The organism is Pseudomonas sp. NFXW11, from assembly GCF_049887815.1.
Taxonomy (GTDB): domain Bacteria; phylum Pseudomonadota; class Gammaproteobacteria; order Pseudomonadales; family Pseudomonadaceae; genus Aquipseudomonas.
This window is the reverse complement of record NZ_JAGEKI010000003.1, coordinates 88,005-107,321: the sequence shown is the minus strand read 5'-3', so window position 1 is coordinate 107,321 and position 19,317 is coordinate 88,005. Positions and strand designations below refer to the sequence as shown.

Here is a 19,317-nt window from a genome sequence, read left to right as displayed (position 1 = left end):
TCCTTGGAAAAACATGCCATGTAGGAGCTGGCTTGCCAGCGAAGGCGCTCTCAGGGGCCTCTTCGCCGGCAAGCCGGCTCCTACAGATGGCGGCGGCGGGGGTCAGAGGTCGCCCATGATTCGCCCGGCAAAGCCGAACACTCGGCGCTGGCCGGCCAGTTCCACCAATTGCACTTCCCGGGTCTGCCCCGGTTCGAAGCGCACCGCGGTGCCGGCGGCGATATTCAGGCGCATGCCGCGGCTGGCGGCGCGGTCGAAGGTCAGGGCGTCGTTGGTTTCGAAGAAGTGGTAGTGGGAGCCGACCTGGATCGGCCGGTCGCCACTGTTGGCCACGTGCAGGGTCAGGGTGCGGCGGCCGGCATTGAGTTCGATCTCGCCGGGCTGGATCTGGTACTGGCCAGGAATCATAGGGGTTGTCCCAAGGTCTTGAAGTAGATGGCGGTGGGGCTGTAGCTGCCGTCCGGGCTCTGGCAGTAGTTGGGCAACTCGCCGACCCGGGTGTAGCCCAGGGAGCGGTAGAACTCCTCCGCTGCGGAGCCGGCCTCGGTGTCCAGGTACAGCAGGCCGCGCTTGTGCTGGCGGGCGGCCTGTTCCAGCGCCGCCATCAGCTGCTGGCCCAGGCCACGACGGCGGGCGCTGTGCAGTACCTGGAGCTTCTGCACCTCGGCGCGGTTGCGCCCGTTGGCCTTCATGCACAGCGCCAGTTGCACGCTGGCCAGGACCTTCTCCTCGTCAACCACCACCCACAGCAGCAGGCTGCCATCCTCGACCCCGGCCTGCACGCTGCTGAGGTAGGTGCGGGCCTGGCTGTCGTCCAGGTCGGCCAAAAAACCTATGGACGCACCGTGCTGGACCGAATCGAACAGCAGGTCGATCAGCCCCTGGCGGTAGTGGGCAAAGCTTTCTCCATGGACTCGGCGCAGTTGGGCGGCGTTCATCGAGAGATCACTCCTTGAGCGGGGCCGGCGGTTGCGCCCCAGGGTTGAGAATCAGCTGCATGAAGGTCAGGTCCAGCCAGCGTCCGAACTTGCTGCCCACCTGGGGCATCTGTCCGGTGCTGATGAAACCCAGGCGCTCATGCAGGCGCACCGACGCGGCATTGCCGCTTTCGATCGCGGCCACCATCACGTGCTTGCCGCCCTCCCGGGCGCGCTGCAACAGCATCTGCATCAGTTGCGGGCCCAGGCCGTTACCGCGCTGGTCGCTGCGGACATAGACCGAATGTTCCACGGTATGGCGAAAGCCGTCGAAGGGTCGCCAATCGCCGAAGGAAGCGTAGCCGAGCACCTGTTCCTCGGCGTTGACTATTACCAGGATCGGGTAGCCCTGGGCCTGGCGCGCGCTGAACCAGGCCTGGCGATTGCCCAGGTCCACGGGTGTCTCGTTCCAGATCGCCGTGGTATTGAGCACGGCGTCGTTGTAGATGTCGCGGATCGCCGGCAGATCGGCGTGCAGCGCGTCGCGAATGCGGTAGGTCATGGCACGGCCTCAGACGATGGGTTGATGGACGGTGACCAGCTTGGTGCCGTCGGGGAAGGTGGCTTCCACCTGGATCTCCGGGATCATCTCCGGGATGCCTTCCATCACCTGCTCGCGGCTGAGCAGGGTGGTGCCGTAGTGCATCAGTTCGGCCACGCTCTGGCCGTCGCGGGCGCCTTCCAGCAGCGCCGCGGAGATATAGGCCATGGCCTCCGGGTAGTTGAGCTTGAGGCCGCGGGCCAGTCGCCGTTCGGCCACCAGGCCGGCAGTGAAGATCAGCAGCTTGTCTTTTTCGCGTGGGGTCAGGTCCATCGTGGTCGGTCCGTATTGGGGCAGTTTGAAAAGTCAGGTATTCCAGATTCTCGGTGGCAGCGCTTCGCGGCCCAGTAGCGCCGGGCGCAGCAGCTGCCACAGGGCGATCAGCCAGGCCCGGGCCTGCAGGGCTTCGGCGGCCAGGCAACGGGCCACCAACAGCCCCGGCAGTTGGCTCAGGTCGCCACGCACCGGATGTTGCAGGGCGCGGCAGCGTTCCAGCAGTTGCCCATCGATTTCGCCGGTGGCCAGCAGGGTGGCGAACACCGGCTGGCCATCGAGGCCGATGGGCGAGTCCAGCAGGCCGTCGTTGCCCTGGATGCGCTGGCGTTCATGCCACAGTGGGCAGCCGTCGCGGTACAGATCCAGCTGGGCCTGGTAATGCCCCTGTTGGAAGCGCTCGCCACTGGCCGGGCGCCCCAGGGCGACGATGTCCCAGTAGAACAGCCGGGCATCGCCCTGCAGCTCGATGCGGGTGCGCAGCTCGGCCTGGGCGGCGCTGAACAGGATGCTCTCCTGGGGCAGCCATTCCAGGGTCGCGCCCGCGGCCACTTGCAGGTTCAGGGCCTGGCTCGCCGGGCCATTGGCGCGGTACCACTTGGCGGCCCCGGGGCTGGTGAGTTGGGCCCAGGCGCCGCTGTCGACCCGGGCGCTGATGGCCAGGCGGTCGCCGCCGGCAATGCCGCCCGGCGGGTGCACGATGATGTGCTGGCACACCTCGGGGCCTTCGGCGTACAGGTGCTTCTGCACCCGCAGCGGGCCCTGGTGGCGGCGCAACAGCGGGCGCGTGGTGGCGCCGCAGCGGCCATAGGCCAGTTCCAGCTCGGCGTGCCAGCTGGGGGTGAACAGGGCGGTGGTGGCAGGTGAATTCATTTTTTAATGGTTATCGTTAGGAGGCTACAGATTAGATCCTAACCAGGCCGCGTACACCTTCGGCCTGCATATTTTCGCCACGGCCCTGCTGGATGATTTCCCCGCGGGACATCACCAGGTACTGGTCGGCCAGCTCGGCGGCAAAGTCGTAGAACTGCTCCACCAGCAAAATTGCCATGTCGCCGCGAGCCGCGAGCTGCCTGATCACCGCGCCGATTTCCTTGATCACCGAGGGCTGGATGCCTTCGGTGGGCTCATCGAGGATCAGCAGCCGCGGCCGGCTGGCCAGGGCCCGACCGATGGCCAGCTGTTGCTGCTGGCCGCCGGAAAGGTCGCCACCGCGGCGCTGTTTCATCTGCAGCAGCACCGGGAACAGCTCGTAGATAAAGGCCGGCACTTCGCGGGCTTGTTGCGCGCCGAAACGCGACAACCCCATCAGCAGGTTTTCCTCCACCGTCAGGCGGCCGAAGATTTCCCGGCCCTGGGGCACGTAGGCGATACCGGCCTGCACTCTCTGGTGCGGCTTGTAGCCGGTAATGGCCTGGCCCTGCCAATTGACCCTGCCTTCCTTGGCCGGCAGCAGGCCCATCAGGCACTTGAGCAAGGTGGTCTTGCCCACGCCGTTGCGCCCCAGCAGGCAGGTGACCTCGCCGATCCGCGCCTCGAAACTCAGGCCCCGCAGGATGTGGCTACCGCCATAAAACTGATGAAGCTGTTGGACCTGTAGCATGGGCGCCCTCCGGGAAATGGCAGGAAATCAGCGATAAGTTGCAAGCTTCAAGCTGCAAGTAAGAGCGGGACGGTGTGCGCTTTGGCTTTTGCTCGGGCTTCTCGCTTGCCGCTTGAAGCTTGCAACTTGCCGCTGACTCGCTCCTACCGTCCGAGATAGACCTCGATGACTCGTTCATTTTCCTGCACCTGTTCCAGTGAGCCTTCAGCCAGCACGCTGCCCTGGTGCAGCACGGTGACGTGATCGGCGATCGAGCCGACAAAACCCATGTCGTGTTCCACCACCATCAGCGAATGCTTGCCGGCCAGGGTCTTGAACAGCTCGGCGGTGAATTCGGTCTCGGCGTCGGTCATGCCCGCCACCGGCTCGTCGAGCAACAGCAGTTGCGGGTCTTGCATCAGCAGCATGCCGATCTCCAGGAACTGCTTCTGGCCGTGGGACAGCAAGCCGGCCTGGCGCCGGGCCGAGGCGCTCAGGCGAATGGTCTGCAGCACCTGGTGGATACGCTCCTGTTGTTGGTCGCTCAGGCGCGCGCCGAGACAGGCCCACACCGACTTGTCGGCCTTCTGCGCCAGCTCCAGGTTTTCCAATACGCTCAGGGCCTCGAACACCGTGGGCTTCTGGAACTTGCGACCGATGCCGGCCTGGGCGATCTGCACTTCGCTCATGCGGGTCAGGTCCAGGGTTTCGCCGAACCAGGCCTGGCCCTGGGTGGGCCGGGTCTTGCCGGTGATCACGTCCATCAGGGTGGTCTTGCCGGCGCCGTTGGGGCCGATGATGCAGCGCAACTCGCCCACGCCGATGTACAGGTTGAGGTCGTTGAGGGCCTTGAACCCGTCGAAGCTGACGCTGATGCCCTCCAGGGTCAGGACGGTGCCGTGGCGGGTGTTCAGGCCCCGGCCGGCGGCCTGGCCGAGGCCGATGGCGTCGCGGCTGCTGCCCGGGTCCTTGTTGGGTTCGAGGATGGGTTCGAGCATGAACTCAGCCGTTGCCGTGACTCTCATGGTTCACCTCGTTTGTTCAGCAGGCCAATCACGCCCTTAGGCAGGTACAGGGTCACCCCGATAAACAGCGCGCCGAGGAAGAACAGCCAGTATTCGGGGAAGGCCACGGTGAACCAGCTCTTCATGCCGTTCACCACGCCGGCCCCGAGTAGTGGGCCGATCAGCGTGCCGCGCCCGCCCAGGGCCACCCATACCGCCGCCTCGATGGAGTTGGTGGGGGACATTTCGCTGGGGTTGATGATGCCCACCTGGGGCACGTACAGGGCCCCGGCCAGGCCGCAGAGCACCGCGCTCAGCACCCAGACGAAGAGCTTGAAGCCCCGTGGGTCGTAACCGCAGAACATCAGGCGATTCTCGGCGTCGCGCAGGGCCGTCAGTACCCGGCCGAACTTGCTCCGGGCCAGGCGCCAGCCCAGGTACAGGCTGGCCATCAGCAGCAGCACCGTGGCCAGGAACAGCGCCGCCCGGGTGCCGGGCTCGGTGATGCCGAAGCCCAGGATGCTGCGGAAGTTGGTGAAACCGTTGTTGCCGCCAAAGCCGGTTTCATTGCGAAACAGCAGCAGCATTCCGGCGAAGGTCAGGGCCTGGGTCATGATCGAGAAGTACACGCCCTTGATCCGCGAGCGGAAGGCGAAGAAACCGAACACCAGGGCCAGCAAACCGGGCGCCAGCACCACCAGGCACAGGGCCCAGAGGAAGTGCTCGGTGCCGACCCAGTACCAGGGCAGCTCGCTCCAGGAAAGGAAGGTCATGAATGCCGGCAGGCCATCGCCGGCGGCCTGGCGCATCAGGTACATGCCCATGGCGTAGCCGCCCAGGGCGAAGAACAGGCCGTGGCCCAGGGACAGCAGCCCGGCATAACCCCAGACCAGGTCCAGGGCCAGGGCGACGATGGCGTAGCAGAGGATCTTGCCCACCAGGGTCAGGGTGTAGGCTGAGACGTGCAGCGGGTGGTCCGCCGGCAGCAGCGACAGCAGCGGCAGGGCCAGCAGCACGGCAAGCAGCAGGGCGCCCACGGCGACTGTGGTTCTGCTGCCGGCTTTTTGTGCAGCGGTGATGAGCAGTGGTTGATTCATCAGTCGATCACCCGTCCTTTCAGTGCGAAGAGTCCCTGGGGGCGTTTCTGGATAAACAGAATGATCAGCGCGAGGATCAGGATCTTGCCGAGCACGGCACCCATTTGCGGTTCGAGGATCTTGTTGCCGATGCCCAGGCCGAAGGCCGCCAGCACGCTGCCGGCCAGTTGGCCGACACCACCGAGCACCACCACCAGGAACGAGTCGATGATGTAGCTCTGGCCCAGGTCCGGCCCCACGTTGCCGATCTGGCTCAGGGCCACGCCGCCAAGGCCGGCGATGCCCGAGCCGAGGCCGAAGGCGAGCATGTCCACGCGGCCGGTGGGCACGCCGCAGCAGGCGGCCATATTGCGGTTCTGGGTCACCGCGCGCACGTTCAGGCCCAGGCGGGTCTTGTTCAGCAGCAGCCAGGTGAGCGCCACCACACACAGCGCGAAGGCGATAATCACGATGCGGTTGTAGGGTAGTACCAGGTTGGGCAGCACCTGCACGCCACCGGAGAGCCAGGCTGGGTTCGCCACCTCGACGTTCTGTGCGCCGAACAGCAGGCGCACCAGCTGGATCAGCATCAGGCTGATGCCCCAGGTGGCCAGTAGGGTTTCCAGGGGCCGGCCGTAGAGGTGGCGGATCACCGTACGCTCCAGGGCCATGCCGATGCCGGCGGTGACCAGGAACGCCACCGGCAGCGCCAGCAGCGGGTAGTACTCGATGGCCTGGGGCGCGTAGCGCTGGAACAGCAGCTGCACCATATAGGTGGCGTAGGCGCCGAGCATCAGCATCTCGCCGTGGGCCATATTGATCACCCCCAGCAAGCCGAAGGTGATGGCCAGGCCCAGGGCCGCCAACAGCAGGATCGAGCCCAGGGACAGGCCGCTGAAGGCCTGGCCCAGCACTTCCCCCAGCAGCAGTTGGCGCTTGACCTGGGCCAGGCTGGTTTGCGCAGCAGTGAGCACATTGGCGTCGGCTTCGACCCCGGGCTGCAGCAGGCTTTCGAGGCGGGTACGGGCCAGCGGGTCGCCGCTTTCCCCCAGCAGGCGCACGGCTGCCAGGCGCACCGCCGGGTCGCTGTCCACCAGTTGCAGGTTCGCCAGGGCCAGGCTCAGGGCGTCATGCACACCGGGGGCCTGCTCGGCGGCGAGCCGCGCATCGAGGAATTTCAGCTGCGCCGGCTTGGCGCTTTTCTGCAACTGCCGGGCGGCGTTCAGGCGGCTCTGGGCATCGGAACTCAGCAGTTGGTGGCTGGCCAGGGCGCTGTCGATCAGGCCCCGCAAGCGGTTGTTCAGGCGCAGGGCCTTGGTTTCGCCGGCGATGCTCAATTGGCCCTGCTGCAAGGCATTGAGCAGTTCGAGGCGCGTTGGTTCGGGCTGCGCGGCCCAGCTTTCCAGAAGCTGCGCCTGCTGTGCGGGGCTGGCCGCGACGAAATCTTCGGCCTCTCCGGCCTGGGCCGCCCATGGCAGCAACAGCAGGCCGGCGAGGATCAAACGAAAAAGGGCAGTAGGCATATCGATGTCCTTGAAAGCACCCGGATAACCCGTAGGAGCGAGCTTGCTCGCGATCCGCGCAGCGGCCAGCCGCGCGGTTTTCGTTGGAGGTCCTGCGGACCTCATCGCGAGCAAGCTCGCTCCTACAGGGATGATTTCAGGGGTGGATCAGTTGCTCTTCATCGCGTAGTCCGGCTTCTTGTCGTTGCCCGGAATGAACGGGCTCCACGGCTGGGCGCGGACCGGGCCCTGGGTCTGCCACACCACGCTGAACTGACCGTCGGGCTGGATCTCGCCGATCATCACCGGCTTGTGCAGGTGGTGGTTGGTCTTGTCCATGGTCAGGGTGTAGCCCGAAGGAGCGGCGAAGGTCTGCCCGGCCAGGGCCTCGCGTACCTTGTCGACATCGGTGGTCTTGGCCTTCTCCACCGCCTGGGCCCACATGTGGATGCCCACGTAGGTGGCTTCCATCGGGTCGTTGGTCACCGCCTTGTCGGCGCCCGGCAGGTTCTTGGCTTTGGCGTAGGCCTTCCAGGCAGCGACGAATTTCTGGTTCACCGGGTTATCCACCGACTCGAAGTAGTTCCAGGCCGCGAGGTTGCCCACCAGCGGCTTGGTATCGATGCCGCGCAGTTCTTCCTCGCCCACCGAGAAGGCCACTACCGGCACCTCGGTGGCCTTCAGGCCCTGGTTGGCCAGCTCCTTGTAGAAGGGCACGTTGGAGTCGCCGTTGACCGTGGAGATCACCGCGGTCTTGCCGCCGGCGGCGAACTTCTTGATGTTGGCGACAATGGTCTGGTAGTCGCTGTGGCCGAACGGGGTGTAGACCTCTTCGATGTCCTTGTCGGCCACGCCCTTGCTATGCAGGAAGCTGCGCAGGATCTTGTTGGTGGTGCGCGGGTAGACATAGTCGGTGCCCAGCAGGAAGAAGCGCTTGGCGCTGCCGCCGTCTTCGCTCATCAGGTATTCCACCGCCGGGATCGCCTGCTGGTTCGGCGCCGCGCCGGTGTAGAAGACGTTGGGCGACATTTCTTCGCCTTCGTACTGCACCGGGTAGAACAGCAGGCCGTTGAGCTCTTCGAACACCGGCAGCACCGACTTGCGCGACACCGAGGTCCAGCAGCCGAACACCACCGCCACCTTGTCCTGGGTCAGCAACTGGCGGCCCTTCTCGGCGAACAGCGGCCAATTCGAGGCCGGGTCCACCACCACCGGCTCCAGCAGCTTGCCATTGACCCCGCCCTTGGCGTTGATCTCGGAGAGGGTCATCAGCGCCATGTCCTTGAGTGAGGTCTCGGAGATCGCCATGGTTCCCGACAGCGAATGCAGGATCCCCACCTTGATGGTCTCGGCGGCCTGGACGGTCCAGGTCATGCCCATCGCGGCGATCGATGCCGAGAGGGTGAAAGCCTTGAGCAAGCTACGACGCTTCATTGTGCGATCTCCATGAACTCATGATTTTTCAGGTGGCAGATGCGGACTACTGAAGGGGGTTTTGCAAGGGCTGTGCCGGGTCGGCGTGGCGCATGAAAACGTCGTTTTAGCGGGGCGGGCAGGGCAGGCGCTGCCCCAAGACGAAGCCTTGAACCGAGGGTGGTGCGCCGGGGTGCGTCATTCTGGTGCTGCCGCCAGGCGGCAGCGGTGGTTGCGGGCGGGGCTTAGTTCACGCCAGGGAAGGAGTCGACATATTCAATGGTGAAATCGGGAAAGGAGTCGACGATCTGGATCTTGTAATCGGGGAAACTGTTGACGATCTTCCACTTGCCTGGCGCGTCGGCAAAGGAGTTGACCTGCTTCACCTTCAGGTCGGCAAAGGAATGCACCACCTTGACCTTGTAGTCGGGGAAGCTGTCGACGAACTGGATGTTGCCGTAGATCCTCGCGACATCGGCCGAGGAAGCGGCCAGGGCGCCAAGGGAGGTGCCGAGCAGCAATGCCGCGAACAGGGTTTTGAACATGGGACTCATCCTCTGAGATTGACCGACGAGATCTTAATCCACGAGCGGCTGTTGTAGGAGCCGGCTGGCGCACAATGGCTTGTGTAGGAGCCAGCTTGCCGGCGAAGAGGCCGGCAAGCCTTGTGGCGATTTTACGGACGCCTTCGCTGGCAAGCCAGCTCCTATGGGGGGGCGTGGTGCAGCAGCCGGGCGAGCCTAGCGGCGGCGCATCAAGCCGATAAAGAACAACCCGCCAATGGCCGCGGTGGCCACGCCAATGGGCAGGTCCTCGGGGGCGATCAGGGTGCGCGCGGCCACATCCACCCAGACCAGGAACAGGCTGCCCAGCAGCACGCAGGCCGGCAGCAGGCGACGATGCTCGGCGCCCACCAGGCGCCGGGCAATGTGCGGCACCATCAGCCCGACAAACCCGATGGAGCCGCTGATGGACACCAGCACCCCGGTCATCAACGAGGCGATCAGGAACACCTTGAGCCGCACGTTGCGTGCGTTCAGGCCCAGGGTCACGGCGCTCTGCTCGCCGGCCATCAGGGCATTCAGCGGGCGCGCCATGCCCAGCAACAGCACCAGCCCCAGCAGCACGCTGGCGGCGGGAATCGCCAGCAGCTCCCAGCGTGCCAGGCCCAGGCCGCCGAGCATCCAGAACATCACCGCGGAACTGGCTCGGTGATCGCCCATGAACAACAGTAGGTTGGCCACCGCCATCATCACGAAGGACACCGCCACGCCGCACAGCAGCAGGCGGTCGCTGTCGAGGCGGCCCTGGCGGGCGGCGATGCCCAGCACCAGCAGCATGCTCGCCAGGGCGCCAACAAAGGCCGCCAGGGGCAGGGTCAGCAAACCTATGACCTGCCCCAGGTGTAGCACCACGATCACCGCGCCCAGGGTGGCGCCGGAGGTGACCCCCAGCAGGTGCGGGTCGGCCAGGGGGTTGCGGGTCACCGCTTGCAGCACCGCGCCGATCAGCGCCAGCCCGGCACCCACCAGGGCCCCCAGCAGCATGCGCGGCACGCGGATCAGCCAGACGATATGTTCCTGCCCCGGGCTCCAGTCCACCGTCCCCAGGCCAAGGATCTTGTGCAGCAGAATCCGTCCGACCACCTCCACCGGCACCCGCGCCGGGCCAAAGCCCAGGGACAGCACGCAGGACACCAGCAGCAGGACGCCGAGAATCAGCAGCAGCGCGGCATAACGGCCCCTGATCATTCGCCGTGGAATCCCTTGGCCAGGGTTTCCACCGCCAGCACGTTGTCGATGCCCGGGGTGGCCTGCACGTAGGGGATGACGATAAAGCGCTGGTTGCGGATCGCATCGACCCCTTGCAGGGCCTTGTTGTTCATCAGGAACTGCTGCTTCTGCTCGGCGCTGACTTCGCTGTAGTCGACGATGACAATCACCTGCGGGTTGCGCTCGACCACGGTTTCCCAGTTGATCCGGGTCCAGCTGGCCTCCACGTCATCGAGGATATTGCGCCCGCCGGCGGCGTCGATCAGCGCTTGCGGCATGCCCAGCCGGCCGGAGGTCATGGCCCGGTCTTCGCCGCTGTCATAGAGGAACACCCGCGGCTGTTCCTTGGGCAGGTCCTTGCGCACCTCGGCCACTTGTTCCTGCATCTGCGCGATCAGCGCGTTGGCGCGATCCTGCACGTCGAAGATCCGCCCCAGGTTGCGCAGGTCGTTGTAGGTGTCGTCGAGGCTGGCGGCCGGGCGCTGCATCACGAAGGCACAGGATTCGCTCAGCTCGTAGACGTTGATGCCCAGGGGCGCCAGGGTTTGCGGGGTGAGGTCGCCGCCGACGCGCATGCCGTAGTCCCAGCCGGCGAACAGGAAGTCGACGTTGGCATTGAGCAGGGTTTCCACCGAGGGGTATTTGGCCGCCAGCTCCGGCAGGCCATCGAGCAGGCTGCTCATTTGCGGGGTCACCGCCTTCCAGCCGCTGACTCCGCTGTAGCCCACCATGCGTGGCTTGAGGCCCAGGGCGAGCATCATCTGGGTCATGTTGATGTCGTGGCTGAGGGCGTGTTTCGGCGCCTCCTTGAAGGTCACCTGGCGGTTGCAACTGGTGATGGTCAGCGGGTAATGGGTGGCCTCGGCGAAGGCCTGGGCGGCCCCCAGTGACAAGGCCAGGAGCAGGCTGGAGCGAAGCAGGGAGCGCAAGGTCATGGTTGGGTTATCCAGGTGATTCGTGGGTAGCCGTGCAGGGGGTGAGGGTCGATCAGCGCCTCGACGCCGAAGACAGTGCGCAGCAGCTCGACGGTCAGCACGGCCTCGGGTGTACCGCTGGCGACTATGCGGCCGTGGTCGAGCACATACAGGCGATCGCAGAAGGCGGCGGCCAGGTTCAGGTCGTGGATGCTGGCCAGGGTACCGATGCCCAGGCGCTTGACCCGTTGCAAAAGTTCCAGCTGGTAGCGCGGGTCGAGGTGGTTGGTGGGTTCGTCGAGAATCAGCATCTGCGGTTGCTGGGTCAGGGCGCGGGCCAGGATCACCCGCTGCTTTTCACCGCCGGAAAGGGTGGCGAAGGCGTGATCCTCGAAGCCCAGCAGGCCCACCGATTCCAGGGCCTCGCGGGCGATGCGCCGGTCGTGCTCGGTATCGCCATCGAACAGGCCCTTGTGGGGCGTACGGCCCATGGCGACCACTTCGGCCACGGTCAGGCCGAAGGCCTCGGGAAATTCCTGGAGCACCACCGCAATGCGTTGCGCACACCAGCGCGGCGACTGCTTCCAGACGTTGTGATGATCCAGCTGCACCTCGCCCTGCTGCGGCTTGCTGAAGCGATAGGCGCAGCGCAGCAGGCTGGTCTTGCCGCTGCCGTTGGGGCCGATCAGGCCGACGAATTCGCCGGCCGCCACCTGCAGGCTGGCCTCACGCAGTTGGAACTGGTGATGGCAGTGGCCCTGGCCCAGGGGTGTCCAGGCCAGGTGGCTGAGGTTCAGCGCGGTCATGGGGTGTCCATGTCGTGCCTGCGCCGTGGCGGCAGGCGGGGTTAAAAGCGGTAGTCGGCGGTAACGAAAAACGAGCGCGGCTCGCCGAGTATCCATTGCTGGCCGTCATTGTATTGGCTTTGCGCGTACTGGCGGTCAAACAGGTTGTTCAATTGCAAGCCCAGGGTGGTATCGGGCAGGGCCTGCCATGATAGGTTGGCGTCCACCACCGTGTAGCTGGGCAAGCGGTTCTGGTTGGCCATATCGGCGTAGCGCGCATCCACATAACGCACCCCGGCGCCGGCCCGCAGGTCATCCCTGATGGCCTTGCTCAGCCACAGGTTGGCGGTACGGCGCGGCACGTCCACCGGGCGCTTGCCGTCGCGGGACACCTGCTCGCCGTTCACATCCTGCTTGAAGTCGTCGTACTGGGCGCGAACGATGGCGGCGTTGGCTTGCAGTTGCCAGGCCTGGGGCAGTTGCAGGTCGAGGCTGGCTTCCAGGCCGTTGGAGGATTGCTGGCCCACTTGCTGTTTGCGTTGCGGGTCGCCGGGAACGTCGGTCAGCAGCTTCTTCTTGACGATGTGGTAGGCCGCCAGGGTCCATTCACCGCGCTGGTCCCAGAACATCTGCTTGAGGCCGATCTCGCTCTGCTTGGCCGTGGACAGGTCGAATTGCTGCTGGCTCTTGCTCAGGGAAATCAGCCCGCCGACGCCGTCGGTGCTGGTGGAGTACTGGCCGTACAGCGAGGTGTCCGGGGTCACGGCAAACACCAGCCCGGCCTTCCAGTTGTTGCCGGTCAGGGTCTTGTCGTCCCGCTGGTTCTTCACCAGGTCATCGCGATCGATATGCGCGTAGTCACGGCGCACGCCGGTGACCAGGGACCAGCGCTCGCTGAGTTGCAGGCGGTTTTCGGCGAACAGCGACATCTGCTTGGTGGTGGTCTTGAACTGATCGCGGTAGGGGTTGCTACTGGCGAAGTCGCTGGGGGCCGGGTGGTAGAGGTCCACCGGTTGACCGCTGGCATAGGCATCGCTGAACGGCGAGTTGCTTTTCAGGTGGAAGCGGATGCGGTTGTAGTCGACGCCGGCCAGGGTCTGGCTGTCGAGGCCGAACAGCGAATGCTTGAGGGTGAAGGTCTGGCGGTCGCCGACCTGTTCCTGCTGGTGGCCGATGCCGTAGTTGCCGCTGCGGGTCAGTTGCCGGAGGGCCGGATCGTAGTTGTAGTTTTCGGCGTTCTGCCAGCGACGTTGGGCCTTGAGATAGTACAGCTCGTTGCTGGCACTGAGGTTGTCGGAAATCTGCCATTCGCTGGTCAGGCGGGTCCACTGATCGTTGTAGTGCTGCTTGTCGTTGCCGACGTTGTAGTTCTTGTCCCGCAGGCTTTTGTGCAAGCGCCCGTCGATCAACGGCGTGCCGAAGTAGTTCATCGAGTTCTGGTCGCCGTAGTCGTGGGCCAGGGTGAAGGCCAGGTCGTCCCGGGCCTGCCAGCGCAGGGCGGCGCTGACGAAGTCGCCGGAGGAATCGCCACGGTCGATCCAGCCGTTGCTACGCTCGCGGTTGAGGTTGAGCCGGTAGCTCAGGCTGTCGCTCAGCGAGCCACCGCTGTCCAGGGCCTGCTGCTGGCGATCGAAGGAGCCATAGCCCAGGCGCAGGTGGTTTTCGATCTCGCCGCTGAAGGGCTTTTTCGGCACGGTATTGATCACCGCGCCGGTGGCGCCTTCGCCGTACAGCACCGAGGCCGGGCCGCGCAGCACGTCGACCCGTTCCACCGCCCAGGTGTTCACCGGGAAGGTCAGGGTGCCCATGCCGGTGTACATGCGGTTGCCGTCATACAGCTGCATCACCGAACTCTGCCCGGTAAAGCCCCGTGCCGACAACGAGGTGCCGCCGTCGCCCGGGGTGCCGGTACGGCTGATACCGGCGCTGCGGGAAACCGCGTCCTGGATGCTGCGATCGCCCCGGGCGCGAATCCGTTCGCCGCTCAGGCTGTCGGTGCTGGCCGGGGTTTCCAGGGCGCTCAGGCCCAGGCGCGAGCCGGCGCTGGTGGGGGTCTTCAGGCTGACGCTGGCGTCGGCCTCGCTGGCCAATGCGGAAATGGTGCCGGTGGGCAGGGTCAGGGCAGGGGCGGAATCGTCCGCCTGGGCCAGGGCAGGCAAGGCCAACAGGCACAGACTGGGCAGCAGGTAGTGGTTCATCGGGACGCTGGATCGCTTCTTCGAAAGGTTGCCCGCAGTGGGGGCTGCGGGCGAGGATCTTACACTTTAATGTTATAAAGTAACATTATCATTGTGCAGGGTTGAAGCGCCGGAATTGTACCGATGGCTCTGCAATGCGCATCTCGGCTGCTTCATGTTGAAGATGAGGCCGATTCAGGGTCGCGATTGAAACGTGAGAGCAGCAGCCGATCCAGCAACCACACCGCAACCAGCGAGGCGCCCACCAGGGGAAAGACCAGGGCCAGCACCGCGATGATCAACAGGCCGGTTTTCCACTGCGGCAGGTTGTGGCGCAGCGGCGGCACCCCGAGCCGGCCTTGCGGGCGGCGTTGCCACCACATGACGATGCCGCTGACCGCGCTGAGCAGGATCATCAGGCACACCACCAGCACGATGATCTGGTTGGCACGGCCGAACATCTTGCCCTCATGCAGCATCACGCCGATCTCGGTGGCCCGGGCCACAGTGCTGTAGTGCTCGAAGCGCACATCGGCCAGCACCTTGCCGCTGTACTGATCGATATGCAGGGTGGCGTCGTGGCGCGGGTCGTCGGCGAACAGGGCGATGGTGAACACCCCCGTGGCGCTGCTCGGCAGGGTGATGCTGTAGCCCGGCTGCACCTGGCGCTGGCGAGCGATGTCCTGCACCGCCTGCAGGCTGATGGCCGGCGCCGCCGGCGCTGCGTTCGCGCCCGCGTGGGCCATGTGTTCGGCGTGGTCGCCGGACATCGGCAGCGGGGTGTTTTCCAGGGCCCAGGGCACGGTCTGGCGGCTGGCGCTGTTGAGGGCTCCAGCTTGTTGGTCGGAGGCTGGCACGTCGTTCCACATGGCCGCCGGGAAGCGGTTCCACAGGTCGGCGTACTGCTTGCCCCAGACGCCGGTCCAGGTCATGCCGCTCAGCAGCATCAGCAGCAGCAAGGCCGCGCCCCAGAAGCCCAGCACGCTGTGCAGATCACGCCAGAACAGGCGGCCGCGGGCACTCAGGCGCGGCCACAGCACTCCGGCCGCAGACTGGCCCCGGGGCCACCACAGGTACAGCCCGGAAACCACCAGGACAATGCCCCAGCCCGCCGCCAGCTCCACCAGCCGATCACCGAGGGTACCGATCATCAGCTCGCCGTGGATGGCGCGGGCCAGGGCTTGCAGGTTGTTCTTGGCGTCCTGTTCGCCGAGCACATCACCGTGGTAGGGGTCGATAAACACATTGAGTTCGTGGCCATGGTCCTGCACCACGAACTGCGCGCTGCGCTCGGCGTCGATGGGCGGCAGGTACTGCTTGACCCGGCCCTGGGGGTAGGCCGCCTGCACCCGTTGCAGCAATTCATCGGCGCTGAGGCTGTGGTGCGCGGCAGGCACCTTGAGCAGGCTGGAGTACATCAGTGGGTCCAGCTGCGGCTTGAACAGGTAGACGATGCCGGTCAGGGCCAGCATCACCATGAAGGGGGCAACGAACAGCCCGGCGTAGAAATGCCAGCGCCAGGCCAGGTTGTAGAAAGACACTTTGGGTCGATTCATCAGGGAAGGCTCCGCAAGGCAGTGGATCTTTTCTTATAGGGGCCGTTCGCCGGCCAGCCAGCTCCCAAGGGGCGGAACCGGCTGGCCGGCGAAGGGCGGTCAGAAGCTCAGGTCGACCTTGGTCCAGAGCGTGCGCCCCGGTTCCTTGAGCGCCTGTGGATCAGTTGCCGGGTAGCCGAAACCGGCATTGCCCGCCAGGTTCAGGTGCTCGGCGTAGGCCTTGCCGAACAGGTTGTCGACGCCGGTGCTGAGCTTGAGGTTCTTGGTCACCCGGTAGGCGCCGTTGAGGGAGAACACGCCGAAGCCGCCGCTCTTGCCGAAGTCCTTGCCCACCACGTTGCCCTTGTTCAGGTCGACCCGGTTCTGCGCCGCCACCACTCGCCACAGTGCCCCGGCACTCCAGTCGTTCTCGCTGTAGGTAAGGCCGAAGCGTGCATCCAGCGGCGGCATCTGTGGCAGCGCCTTGCCGTCACTGCTGTTCTTGCCCCAGGCGTAGGCCAGGGTGGCGTCGGCCTTCCAGTTGGAGGTCAGCTTGTAGGCCGCGCCCAGTTCGCCGCCCATGATCCGCGCGTCGATGTTCTCGGCCCGGGAGGTGCTCATGCCCATCATTTTCGAGTTGTAGTCGAAGAGGATGTAGTCGCGCACCTGGCCGATATAGCCCGAGGCCCAGGCTTCCAGGTCCTCGGTCTGGTATTGCAGGCCGAAGTCGAGTTGGGTGGTCTTTTCCGGCTTGATCGAGTCGAAGGCGTTCACCGAGCCGGCCGGGCCCATCTTCGGCGAGAACAGCTCCCAGTAGTCGGGGAAGCGCTGGGTATGGCCCAGGCCGGCATAGAGGGTGGCCGGGCTGTCGGCCAGGTCATGCTCGTAGCGCACAAAACCGCTGGGCAGGGTGTCGGCGCGGGTGTCACCAAAGGTGGGGTTGGGGCGGCTCATCATTCCCGAGCCTGTGCGCTCGCGGTAGTCCTTGGCCGAGGCGCGGTCGAGGCGCGCGCCGGTGATCAGCCGGTCACGTTCGGCGGCGTACCAGGTCAGCTCGCCGAAGGCGCCGTAGTTGTGGAAGTCGGCGTCCTTGGTGCGCGGCAGTTGCTTGTAGGTGTCGATGCCGCTGCTGGCGCGGGCGCGGTGCTCGTTGGTCTGGGCGTCAAGGCCGCCGATCAGTTGCAGGTCGGCCCAGCGCCAGGTGGCCTTGATCCGCGCGCCGAGGGTGCGGCGGTCGACGTTGGAGGCCATGGGGCCGGCCATCATCCCGGTGCCCGAGGGGGTGCGCAGGCTGTAGTTGTCCATCACGTGGTCGGCGTAGTTGTAGTAGACCTGGGCTTCGACCTTGTCCAGCACCTCGCCGATATTGGATTTCTCGAAGCGCAGGCCCAGGCTTTCGCGCTTGAACTGCGAGCCGTCCATGCCGCGCCCGGCGTAGCGGGCCTCGCCATCGCCCTTGCCGGCGGTGAGCTCTAGCAGGGTGTCGGCGTCCGGGGTCCAGCCCAGGGCCACGTCACCGTTCCACTTGTCGTAGCGCGAGGCCACGGTGTCGTTGTTGCCGTCACGGTAGTCGTCGGAATGGGCGGTGTTGCCGATCACCCGCACATAGCCCAGGGGGCCGCCGGCGGCGGCGTCCAGGGTTTTGTCGAAGCGGCCGTTGGAGCCGGCCAGCAGGCTGGCGTTGACCCGGGTACCAAGTTCGCCGAAGTGCTCCGGCTCGCGTTCGAACAGCACCGTGCCGGCCGAGGCGCCCGGGCCCCAGAGCACGGTTTGCGGGCCCTTGATCACGGTCAGGCGGTCATAGGTTTCCGGGGAAATGTAGGAAGTCGGGGCGTCCATGCGCCCGGGGCAGGCGCCGAGCATCATGCCGCCATTGGTGAGGATGTTCAGCCGTGAGCCGAACATGCCGCGCAGCACCGGGTCGCCGTTGGTGCCGCCGTTGCGCACCAGGGCGAAGCCGGGAATGGTCTTCAGGTAGTCGCCGCCGTCACTGGCCGGCACCGGTTGGCGCGGGTCCTTGGGGTTGGTGACCACGGTCAGCGGCGAGCTCGGGGCGATGGCGGTGATCACCGTCGGGCTGAGTTCGGCGGCGTGCCGGGAGTGGTCCATCGGCGCCTCGTCGGCCAGGGCCAGGGGCGTCAGCAGGACGCCGCAGAGTACTGCCAGGGCGCGGTTGAAATGCTGGCGCGCAGGGTTCAGGGCGAAGGGCTTGGATGGCTGGGCAACGCCCAGGCGAGAGTCAGCAGAAAACATAGATGTTCCATCGATCGAACTTGAGTGACACGGCCGCAGGTGCACGGCTGTCGCGATGACAGTCGGCCGTGTGAGAGGAGTGGGTGACTCAAGCGAGGATCGGTGGGGCGCGGGTCAGGGCGCCGGGGAACACGGTCTGCCGGGCGTGGCCCAGGCGCGTCGCGGGGATCAGGAAATACTGGGTGGGTGGCGTTGCCAGGGCGGCGAATGTCAGCCCCGAAGGTAGCCCCGGGCAATTGAACAGCAGGCTGCAATAGCCGCATTTTTCCCAGAGCACAGGGGCGCCGCCCAGGGGCTTGCGGGGTTGCGCGTGGTGCGGGGTTTCGCCGTGGCAGGCGGCCGCGTCGGCGCCCATGTCCATGCTCATGGACATGTTCATCGGCATGGCGTGATCCATCGGCATCGACTGGGAAATCAGCGGACCGATAAAGATCATCAGCATGGCGAACAGGCTGATCCAGCTGCCGCGTCGCACTCCAGACGAGTTGCGACGCGGCACGGACCGCCTGCGGCCAGGCGCGCGCAGGGCGTTCATGGGAATGGGGCCGGTCAGTGCTTACTGATCGTGCATATGCCCTTGCATGGCTGCCGGCGCCTGCTTCTGCACCGCCACTTCGACGGTAACGTCGCCGGCCTTCTCGAAGTGCAGGGTCAGGGGGAAGCGCTTGCCGTCGGTGAGCAGGCTGCGGTCCTTGAGCTCCATCAGCATCACGTGATAGCCCATGGGCGCGAAGTTCACCTCGCCGCCCGCCGGTACCGGCACCTTGGCCACCCGTTGCATCTTCATCATGTCGCCTTGCTGGACGTGTTCATGCAGCTCGGCCTTGCCGGCGATCGGCGTGTCGACGCTGAGCAGGGTGTCGGCGTTCTTGCCCGGGTTGTGCAGCACGAAGTAGGCCGCCACGGTCGGCGTGTTCGGCGGCAATTCCTGGGACCAGGGATGGGCGATCTGCAACTCGCCGGCCTTGTAGTCGTGGGCGGTGGCGAAACAGGCAGGCAACAGCAGCGCGGCCAACAGCAGGGATTGCTTGACCAGGGAAGACTTGGACATGGGGAGTTCTCCAGAACGATTCAAAAACGCAGATCACTTGCGAAAGGGAATCATGCCAGAGGCGGGGCACCGGGGTTCAGGCTGGGCCATTGCTGGCGCGGGGTGAGGGATTCGATCTTAGCTTGCGGCGCACCCGGCAGGGCAGCGAAACGCGCGTGATACAGCTGCGGCAGATGACCGGGCAAGGCCACCAGGGGCGCCGAGCCGGAGCAGCACCAGCAGTGCTGCATGTTCGAGTGGTCGTCGTTTTGCGGGGCCTGCTGCTCGAACTTGCCGAGGGAAATGGCCACCATCTTGGTGCCGCTGGCGGAGCAGAAACTGCCCCACAGCAGTTGTTCGTCGAGTCCCGAGTCGGAGCGCTGCATGGCTCCGGAAAGCGGCATGGCAAGCATGTTGAACAGCACTGCGAAGCAGGCGATCCAGGCAAATGCGAGCCGTTGTCGGGACATGGCGACTTTCCGT

At 65.6% G+C, this 19,317-nt stretch carries 20 protein-coding genes; all 20 read right to left on the bottom strand.

Annotation, left to right across the window (positions count from 1 at the left end; all coding sequences use genetic code 11):
* Positions 1–102: 102 nt before the first annotated feature.
* The 20 genes from J4P02_RS06295 to J4P02_RS06200 all read right to left on the bottom strand — a co-directional run bounded on the left by J4P02_RS06295 (position 103) and on the right by J4P02_RS06200 (position 19,304).
* Positions 103–408 carry an urease subunit beta gene (locus J4P02_RS06295; protein ID WP_426188721.1) on the bottom strand — a complete coding sequence of 102 codons (306 nt, stop codon included), beginning with the start codon at positions 406–408 and terminating at the stop codon, positions 103–105.
* A complete protein-coding gene (locus J4P02_RS06290) occupies positions 405–938 on the bottom strand; it encodes a GNAT family N-acetyltransferase (protein ID WP_426188720.1) in 534 nt (177 codons plus the stop codon). Before J4P02_RS06290 ends, J4P02_RS06295 begins: the two co-directional genes overlap by 4 nt.
* A gap of 7 nt (positions 939–945) precedes the next feature.
* Entirely contained in the window at positions 946–1,479 is a 534-nt protein-coding gene (locus J4P02_RS06285) for a GNAT family N-acetyltransferase (protein WP_426188719.1), read from the bottom strand.
* A gap of 9 nt (positions 1,480–1,488) precedes the next feature.
* Complete coding sequence (gene ureA / locus J4P02_RS06280) at positions 1,489–1,791, bottom strand: urease subunit gamma (RefSeq protein ID WP_426188718.1); 303 nt, start codon at positions 1,789–1,791, stop codon at positions 1,489–1,491.
* Between the two features lie 33 nt (positions 1,792–1,824).
* Positions 1,825–2,664 (bottom strand): urease accessory protein UreD, encoded by an 840-nt coding sequence (locus tag J4P02_RS06275; RefSeq protein WP_426188717.1) that lies wholly within the window; start codon positions 2,662–2,664, stop codon positions 1,825–1,827.
* A gap of 31 nt (positions 2,665–2,695) precedes the next feature.
* Positions 2,696–3,394, bottom strand: coding sequence for an urea ABC transporter ATP-binding subunit UrtE (gene urtE, locus J4P02_RS06270; RefSeq protein WP_426188716.1), 699 nt, complete (start codon positions 3,392–3,394; stop codon positions 2,696–2,698).
* Positions 3,395–3,537: 143 nt separating this feature from the next.
* The gene (gene urtD, locus J4P02_RS06265; RefSeq protein WP_426188715.1) at positions 3,538–4,398 is read right to left on the bottom strand and encodes an urea ABC transporter ATP-binding protein UrtD; all 861 of its coding nucleotides are present in this window, start codon (positions 4,396–4,398) and stop codon (positions 3,538–3,540) included.
* Positions 4,395–5,474: an urea ABC transporter permease subunit UrtC gene (urtC, locus tag J4P02_RS06260; protein WP_426188714.1), complete on the bottom strand. Its 1,080-nt coding sequence runs from the start codon at positions 5,472–5,474 to the stop codon at positions 4,395–4,397. Before urtC ends, urtD begins: the two co-directional genes overlap by 4 nt.
* Positions 5,474–6,976 carry an urea ABC transporter permease subunit UrtB gene (gene urtB / locus J4P02_RS06255; RefSeq protein ID WP_426188713.1) on the bottom strand — a complete coding sequence of 501 codons (1,503 nt, stop codon included), beginning with the start codon at positions 6,974–6,976 and terminating at the stop codon, positions 5,474–5,476. Before urtB ends, urtC begins: the two co-directional genes overlap by 1 nt.
* Before the next feature lie 147 nt (positions 6,977–7,123).
* Positions 7,124–8,389, bottom strand: coding sequence for an urea ABC transporter substrate-binding protein (gene urtA, locus J4P02_RS06250; RefSeq protein WP_426188712.1), 1,266 nt, complete (start codon positions 8,387–8,389; stop codon positions 7,124–7,126).
* A gap of 224 nt (positions 8,390–8,613) precedes the next feature.
* Positions 8,614–8,913, bottom strand: a complete 300-nt coding sequence (locus J4P02_RS06245; RefSeq protein WP_426188711.1) for a hypothetical protein — start codon at positions 8,911–8,913, stop codon at positions 8,614–8,616.
* 195 nt (positions 8,914–9,108) lie between these two features.
* Positions 9,109–10,119 carry a FecCD family ABC transporter permease gene (locus J4P02_RS06240; protein WP_426188710.1) on the bottom strand — a complete coding sequence of 337 codons (1,011 nt, stop codon included), beginning with the start codon at positions 10,117–10,119 and terminating at the stop codon, positions 9,109–9,111.
* Positions 10,116–11,075 (bottom strand): ABC transporter substrate-binding protein, encoded by a 960-nt coding sequence (locus J4P02_RS06235; protein WP_426188709.1) that lies wholly within the window; start codon positions 11,073–11,075, stop codon positions 10,116–10,118. The genes J4P02_RS06240 and J4P02_RS06235 overlap by 4 nt, the downstream gene beginning before the upstream one ends.
* Positions 11,072–11,860 carry an ABC transporter ATP-binding protein gene (locus J4P02_RS06230; RefSeq protein ID WP_426188708.1) on the bottom strand — a complete coding sequence of 263 codons (789 nt, stop codon included), beginning with the start codon at positions 11,858–11,860 and terminating at the stop codon, positions 11,072–11,074. Before J4P02_RS06230 ends, J4P02_RS06235 begins: the two co-directional genes overlap by 4 nt.
* Positions 11,861–11,901: 41 nt before the next feature.
* Positions 11,902–14,037, bottom strand: coding sequence for a TonB-dependent receptor (locus J4P02_RS06225; protein WP_426188707.1), 2,136 nt, complete (start codon positions 14,035–14,037; stop codon positions 11,902–11,904).
* A 152-nt stretch (positions 14,038–14,189) separates the two neighbouring features.
* The gene (locus J4P02_RS06220; RefSeq protein WP_426188706.1) at positions 14,190–15,572 is read right to left on the bottom strand and encodes a PepSY-associated TM helix domain-containing protein; all 1,383 of its coding nucleotides are present in this window, start codon (positions 15,570–15,572) and stop codon (positions 14,190–14,192) included.
* A 99-nt stretch (positions 15,573–15,671) separates the two neighbouring features.
* Positions 15,672–17,804: a TonB-dependent copper receptor gene (locus J4P02_RS06215; RefSeq protein WP_426188705.1), complete on the bottom strand. Its 2,133-nt coding sequence runs from the start codon at positions 17,802–17,804 to the stop codon at positions 15,672–15,674.
* Positions 17,805–17,892: 88 nt separating this feature from the next.
* Complete coding sequence (locus tag J4P02_RS06210) at positions 17,893–18,339, bottom strand: DUF2946 domain-containing protein (protein ID WP_426188704.1); 447 nt, start codon at positions 18,337–18,339, stop codon at positions 17,893–17,895.
* Positions 18,340–18,360: 21 nt separating this feature from the next.
* Positions 18,361–18,855 carry a copper chaperone PCu(A)C gene (locus J4P02_RS06205; protein WP_426188703.1) on the bottom strand — a complete coding sequence of 165 codons (495 nt, stop codon included), beginning with the start codon at positions 18,853–18,855 and terminating at the stop codon, positions 18,361–18,363.
* A gap of 50 nt (positions 18,856–18,905) precedes the next feature.
* Positions 18,906–19,304 carry a DUF2946 domain-containing protein gene (locus tag J4P02_RS06200; RefSeq protein WP_426188702.1) on the bottom strand — a complete coding sequence of 133 codons (399 nt, stop codon included), beginning with the start codon at positions 19,302–19,304 and terminating at the stop codon, positions 18,906–18,908.
* Positions 19,305–19,317: the final 13 nt, after the last annotated feature.

Bases quoted from the DNA above. Each gene is read 5' to 3' on its own strand.
- J4P02_RS06295 (WP_426188721.1), bottom strand. From the start codon at position 408: ATGATTCCTGGCCAGTACCAGATCCAGCCCGGCGAGATCGAACTCAAT.
- J4P02_RS06290 (WP_426188720.1), bottom strand. From the start codon at position 938: ATGAACGCCGCCCAACTGCGCCGAGTCCATGGAGAAAGCTTTGCCCAC.
- J4P02_RS06285 (WP_426188719.1), bottom strand. From the start codon at position 1,479: ATGACCTACCGCATTCGCGACGCGCTGCACGCCGATCTGCCGGCGATC.
- ureA (WP_426188718.1), bottom strand. From the start codon at position 1,791: ATGGACCTGACCCCACGCGAAAAAGACAAGCTGCTGATCTTCACTGCC.
- J4P02_RS06275 (WP_426188717.1), bottom strand. From the start codon at position 2,664: ATGAATTCACCTGCCACCACCGCCCTGTTCACCCCCAGCTGGCACGCC.
- urtE (WP_426188716.1), bottom strand. From the start codon at position 3,394: ATGCTACAGGTCCAACAGCTTCATCAGTTTTATGGCGGTAGCCACATC.
- urtD (WP_426188715.1), bottom strand. From the start codon at position 4,398: ATGAGAGTCACGGCAACGGCTGAGTTCATGCTCGAACCCATCCTCGAA.
- urtC (WP_426188714.1), bottom strand. From the start codon at position 5,474: ATGAATCAACCACTGCTCATCACCGCTGCACAAAAAGCCGGCAGCAGA.
- urtB (WP_426188713.1), bottom strand. From the start codon at position 6,976: ATGCCTACTGCCCTTTTTCGTTTGATCCTCGCCGGCCTGCTGTTGCTG.
- urtA (WP_426188712.1), bottom strand. From the start codon at position 8,389: ATGAAGCGTCGTAGCTTGCTCAAGGCTTTCACCCTCTCGGCATCGATC.
- J4P02_RS06245 (WP_426188711.1), bottom strand. From the start codon at position 8,913: ATGTTCAAAACCCTGTTCGCGGCATTGCTGCTCGGCACCTCCCTTGGC.
- J4P02_RS06240 (WP_426188710.1), bottom strand. From the start codon at position 10,119: ATGATCAGGGGCCGTTATGCCGCGCTGCTGCTGATTCTCGGCGTCCTG.
- J4P02_RS06235 (WP_426188709.1), bottom strand. From the start codon at position 11,075: ATGACCTTGCGCTCCCTGCTTCGCTCCAGCCTGCTCCTGGCCTTGTCA.
- J4P02_RS06230 (WP_426188708.1), bottom strand. From the start codon at position 11,860: ATGACCGCGCTGAACCTCAGCCACCTGGCCTGGACACCCCTGGGCCAG.
- J4P02_RS06225 (WP_426188707.1), bottom strand. From the start codon at position 14,037: ATGAACCACTACCTGCTGCCCAGTCTGTGCCTGTTGGCCTTGCCTGCC.
- J4P02_RS06220 (WP_426188706.1), bottom strand. From the start codon at position 15,572: ATGAATCGACCCAAAGTGTCTTTCTACAACCTGGCCTGGCGCTGGCAT.
- J4P02_RS06215 (WP_426188705.1), bottom strand. From the start codon at position 17,804: ATGTTTTCTGCTGACTCTCGCCTGGGCGTTGCCCAGCCATCCAAGCCC.
- J4P02_RS06210 (WP_426188704.1), bottom strand. From the start codon at position 18,339: ATGAACGCCCTGCGCGCGCCTGGCCGCAGGCGGTCCGTGCCGCGTCGC.
- J4P02_RS06205 (WP_426188703.1), bottom strand. From the start codon at position 18,855: ATGTCCAAGTCTTCCCTGGTCAAGCAATCCCTGCTGTTGGCCGCGCTG.
- J4P02_RS06200 (WP_426188702.1), bottom strand. From the start codon at position 19,304: ATGTCCCGACAACGGCTCGCATTTGCCTGGATCGCCTGCTTCGCAGTG.